Source organism: Hydrogenimonas sp. (genome assembly GCF_029933015.1).
Taxonomy (GTDB): domain Bacteria; phylum Campylobacterota; class Campylobacteria; order Campylobacterales; family Hydrogenimonadaceae; genus Hydrogenimonas.
Genome location: NZ_JAOZOZ010000133.1, coordinates 1 through 4,467, shown reverse-complemented (window position 1 = coordinate 4,467; position 4,467 = coordinate 1). Strand labels below are relative to the sequence as shown.

Annotated in this window: 5 protein-coding genes; 3 read left to right on the top strand and 2 right to left on the bottom strand. The window is 57.2% G+C overall.

The window, feature by feature from the left end:
* Window positions 1-131: 131 nt before the first annotated feature.
* On the bottom strand, window positions 132-437 hold the full coding sequence (locus Q1K23_RS08020) for a hypothetical protein (RefSeq protein WP_300363658.1): 306 nt from the start codon (window positions 435-437) through the stop codon (window positions 132-134).
* A gap of 29 nt (window positions 438-466) precedes the next feature.
* Here Q1K23_RS08020 and arsC point away from each other — a divergent pair, with 29 nt between their 5' ends.
* Genes arsC through Q1K23_RS08005 form a run of 3 tightly spaced genes read left to right on the top strand, consistent with a single transcriptional unit; the run spans window position 467 to window position 2,779 of the window.
* Window positions 467-826, top strand: coding sequence for an arsenate reductase (glutaredoxin) (gene arsC / locus Q1K23_RS08015; protein ID WP_300363656.1), 360 nt, complete (start codon window positions 467-469; stop codon window positions 824-826).
* A 7-nt stretch (window positions 827-833) separates the two neighbouring features.
* Entirely contained in the window at window positions 834-2,444 is a 1,611-nt protein-coding gene (locus Q1K23_RS08010; RefSeq protein WP_300363654.1) for an ATP-binding cassette domain-containing protein, read from the top strand.
* The gene (locus Q1K23_RS08005) at window positions 2,444-2,779 is read left to right on the top strand and encodes a translation initiation factor (protein ID WP_300363652.1); all 336 of its coding nucleotides are present in this window, start codon (window positions 2,444-2,446) and stop codon (window positions 2,777-2,779) included. Before Q1K23_RS08010 ends, Q1K23_RS08005 begins: the two co-directional genes overlap by 1 nt.
* Window positions 2,780-2,795: 16 nt before the next feature.
* Here the strand turns inward: Q1K23_RS08005 and Q1K23_RS08000 are convergent, their stop codons facing one another.
* Complete coding sequence (locus tag Q1K23_RS08000; RefSeq protein ID WP_300363651.1) at window positions 2,796-4,154, bottom strand: FAD-dependent oxidoreductase; 1,359 nt, start codon at window positions 4,152-4,154, stop codon at window positions 2,796-2,798.
* Between the last annotated feature and the right edge of the window lie 313 nt (window positions 4,155-4,467).

Sequence of the window (4,467 nt, the reverse complement as noted above, 5' to 3'; positions counted from 1 at the left end):
CCACCGGTCAGATGATCGCGATGCGAAGCCGCCGGGAAGTGAAACTCAACGAGGAGCTGCATTAAGGGCGCTGAAGCGCCCGTTATTGGTCATTGGTCATTGAGATTCGCTTCGCGAATCGTTATTGGGGTTCAGCAAAACCGCCTGAACACCACCCATTTCAAAATGGCCGTGGTCGAGTGCGAGAGTTCGTGCTGGTTGAAAGGGATGTAGGCGAGCTTGAGCTTGCTGAGGAGGATCGTCCCGGCGAAGACGGCGACGAGCCAGACCAGCAGGCCGTAGAACCAGCCGAACTCCATCCAGGCCCAAAAGCCCAGCAGAACGGGTACGAAGAGAAACAGTCCGTGCAAAGCGTGGACGAGTAGCAGGCATCTGCGGCTCAGCTGCGGCAGCAGTTCGATCGTGGGTTTCTCTTCGTATCCGTTCGTTTCATTCATAACGAAAACTTTACCATAAGGAAGCGACAATGGCAAACGACATCGTCATCTGGCACAATCCCCGCTGTTCCAAATCCCGCGAAGCGCTGAAACTTCTGCAGGAAGAGGGGATCGAGCCCGTCATCTACAAATATCTCGACGAACATCCGAGCAAAGAGGAGATCCGAAAAGTGCTCGACATGATCGGCGCGAAACCCCGCGATATCATGCGCACGAAAGAGGCGATCTACAGGGAGCTGGGCCTCAAGGATGTGGAGGACGACGAGAAGCTCATCGAAGCGATGGCCGAGCATCCGAAACTGATCGAACGCCCCATCGTCATCAAAGACGGCAAAGCGGTCCTGGGACGTCCGCCCCAAAAAGTCCTGGAACTCGTGAAAGAAGGATAAAAAAAGTATGCTGCAAACCATCAATCTGACCAAACGTTTCGGAGGCCGTGTGCTTTTCGAAAACGTCAACCTCAAACTCGACGCCGGAAAGCGCTACGGCCTCATCGGTGCCAACGGCGCCGGCAAGAGTACCTTTCTGAAGATCGTCGCCGGCGAAGAGGAGCCCTCCAGCGGCGAGATCGTCGTCGGCAGCGGCCTGAAAGTGGGCGTGCTGGGGCAGAACCAGTACGCCTTCGAGGATTTCACGATCGCCGACGCGGTGCTTTACGGCAACAAACGCCTCTACGACGCGATCAAGGAGAAAGAGCGCCTCTACATGGAGGGCAACTTCGACGACGACAAGGTCAACGAGCGCCTGGGAGAGCTGGAGATGATCTGTGTCGAAGAGGACCCGATGTACGAGTACGACGTGCGGATCAAGAAGATCCTCAGCGAGCTGGGTTTTCCCGAAGAGCAGCACACCGAGCTCATGAGCACGCTGCCCAGCGCCGACAAGTTCAAGGTGCTGCTGGCGCAGGTGCTCTTTCCCAAGCCCGACATCCTCTTTCTCGACGAGCCCACCAACAACCTCGACATCCACGCCATCGCCTGGCTCGAGGAGCAGCTCAAACGCCACGAAGGAACGATGATCGTCATCTCCCACGACCGCCACTTTCTCAACAGTGTCGTCACTCATATCCTCGATCTCGACTTCAAGTCGATCCGCGAATTCACCGGCAACTACGACGACTGGTACATCGCCTCCAACCTGCTGCAGAAGCAAAGAGAGATGGAGCGGGCCAAGAAGCTCAAGGAAAAAGAGCAGCTCGAAAAGTTCATCGAGCGTTTCAGCGCCAACGCCTCCAAGGCCAAGCAGGCCACCAGCCGCCGCAAACAGCTCGAAAAGCTGGATCTCTCGTCGCTCCAGACCTCCAGCCGCCGGGATCCCTCCATCGTGTTCAGACAGAAGCGCGAAATCGGCAAGGAGGCGCTGGAGCTCGAGAACGTCAGCAAAAAGTTCGACGACCACGTGGTCTTCGAAAACCTGAATCTCAAATTCAATCCCGGTGACAAGGTGGCGCTGATCGGCCCCAACGGCGTGGGAAAGACGACGATGCTGAAGATGATCATGGACGACGGCCTCAAGCCCGACGGCGGCGAAATCCGCTGGGGGGCGACGGTGGAGCCCAGCTACTTCCCGCAGGATACGACCGACCGCATCCACGGCACCGAGACGCTCTACGAGTGGCTAAGAAGCCACGACAGGGAAGCCGACATCTCCGAAATCCGCAACTGTCTGGGACGGATGCTTTTTTCCGGCGAGGAGCAGGAGAAGAGTATCGAAAAGATCAGCGGTGGCGAGAAGCACCGTATGATGCTGAGCAAGATGATGCTCGAGCAGGGCAACTTCCTGGTGCTCGACGAGCCTACCAACCACCTCGATCTGGAGGCGATCATCGCCCTGGGCGAAGCGCTCTACGACTTCAAGGGCAACGTCATCTGCGTCACCCACGACCGTGAGCTGATCGACGCCTTCGCCAACCGCATCGTCGAGATCAAACCCGGCGGAGAGATCGTCGACTTCAAGGGCAACTACGAGGAGTACGCCGAATTTATCGGAGAGACGGCGACCGCCTGATGGCCAGAGGTGTCAAACTCGATATCGAGTTCGGAAGTTTCGGTGACGGCTGGGAAGCCGACAACAAGGTGTCCCGGACCGATGACCCGAAAGAGGTTCTCGCGCCCGAAAAGCACCGGCTCGTTTTCAAAAAAGAGAAGCGCAGGGGCAAACCGGTGACGCTGGTAGGAGAGTTCCATCTCGAGAGCGGCGAGGAGAAAGCGCTTTTGAAACGGATCAAGAAACGCCTGGGTTCCGGCGGCACCTTCAAAGGGGGGTGGATGGAGCTGCAGGGTGAAAAGGCCGACGCTCTCCGGCCTCTACTGGAAGCCGAAGGCTTCCGCTTCAAACGATAGAATCCAATCTCAAATACTATTCCATCTTTTTCGCGATGCTCTCTGCGGCTTTGACGATCGGGTAGGCGGTCGGGGCGGCCGTGAGAAGCGGATGGGTCGCCACCTGCAGGGAGAGGAGGGTGTAGATCGTGATTTTGGCTTCGATGATGAGACCCACGATGTTTATGAGCTCTCCCACCTCCGGACCTCCGACGATCTGTCCGCCGATGATCCGCCCGCTGTGGTTCATCGCGATCAGTTTGACCGACTGTCTTGTGGCGTCGGGGATCGTGGCGGGGTGGCGGTTCATGCCTGTGAAGGTTCCCGTGACGATGTCGAGCTTCTGCTCCCTCGCCTGCATCTCCGTCACGCCGGCCGAGGCGAAAGCCCGATCCATGACGACGGTGGAGAAGATGGCGATGGTACCGTTGAACCCCTTGATGTATTTGAGCTTGTAGAGCGACGTGCCCGCCGCCCGCGCTTCCGCCGCCGAGGTGGAGGCGAGCATGACGCGGGAGTATTCCCTGGTGATGAAGTCCCGGCGGGCGGCGCAGTCGCCCACGGCGAAGATGTCGTGGTTCTGGGTGCGCATATATTCGTCGACCCAGATGGCGCCGTAACAGGTGAGCTGGATGTCCGAGCGTTCGGCCAGTTCGGTGTTGGGTTTGTACCCGGTGGCCAGGATCACCATTTCGCTCTCGATGACTTTGCCGTTTCTGAGCTTCACGCCTGAAACCCTGCCGTTTTTCTCCAATACCTCGTCGACGAACTCTCCCAGCTCCAGCGTCACACCCGCCTCTTCGGCCAGCTTTTCGGCTTCGGCCGCCAGCTCTTTGTCGAAAGCGGTGTTGAGTACATGGTCGACTCCGTCGATCAGCGTCACGTTTTTGCCCGATTTGGCGAACTCCAGCCCGATCTCCAGTCCGATGAACCCCGACCCGACGATGGCGATCCGCTCTCTGGTTTCGGCGTAGGCTTTGAGCCGGTCGATCGTCTCTTTCTCCTTCGGCACGGTGAAGACCCCTTCGATCTTCGTCGCATCCTTCATGGAGGGGTGGACGAAAGGGACGGACCCCGTCGCGATGACCAGTTTGTCGAAAAAGATGACCGCATCCCGCGTCGTGGCTCTTTTGGCCTCTTTGTCGATATGCAGGACCTCTCCCACCATCGTCTCCACGCCGCTCTTTTCCACCGGCGCGCAGGACATCACGTCCTTTTCGCTGCTTCCCAGGATATCCCCGAAAATGTAGGGAATGGCGCAGGGGACCAGCTGTTTCTCTTCTTTGCGGATCAGCAGCACTCTCTTGTCGGGATGGTGCTCTTTCGCCGTGATCGCCGCCACCCCTCCCGCGGGACCGCCGCCTATGACCAGTACGTCGCATCGTATCTCTTTCATCGTCTCTCCGTTTTTGAGTTTTCTATCCTATCTATATCGGACATAAAGAGCGTTCAATGCATACCTATAAACTCTTTTCTGTATGTTTCAAGACCACTCATAAGCCAAATCGTCGCTTTCTAGGAGAAGATTTCGCTCTTTACGGCTCGGTCGGCTTCGAGACGGTTTTTGTCGGCAAAACCCGAAAAGATGTTCCCGCTAGTCACCTAAACGGTGTCTATAATTAGAACCCATCTCAAAAATCCCCATGAGCGGGAATGACACGCAAAAAATGCGATGACGAGGCGAAAAGCGCAAGGTTTAGCCAAAGCTA

Bases quoted from the DNA above. Each gene is read 5' to 3' on its own strand.
- Q1K23_RS08005 (WP_300363652.1), top strand. From the start codon at position 2,444: ATGGCCAGAGGTGTCAAACTCGATATCGAGTTCGGAAGTTTCGGTGAC.
- Q1K23_RS08000 (WP_300363651.1), bottom strand. From the start codon at position 4,154: ATGAAAGAGATACGATGCGACGTACTGGTCATAGGCGGCGGTCCCGCG.
- Q1K23_RS08020 (WP_300363658.1), bottom strand. From the start codon at position 437: ATGAATGAAACGAACGGATACGAAGAGAAACCCACGATCGAACTGCTG.
- arsC (WP_300363656.1), top strand. From the start codon at position 467: ATGGCAAACGACATCGTCATCTGGCACAATCCCCGCTGTTCCAAATCC.
- Q1K23_RS08010 (WP_300363654.1), top strand. From the start codon at position 834: ATGCTGCAAACCATCAATCTGACCAAACGTTTCGGAGGCCGTGTGCTT.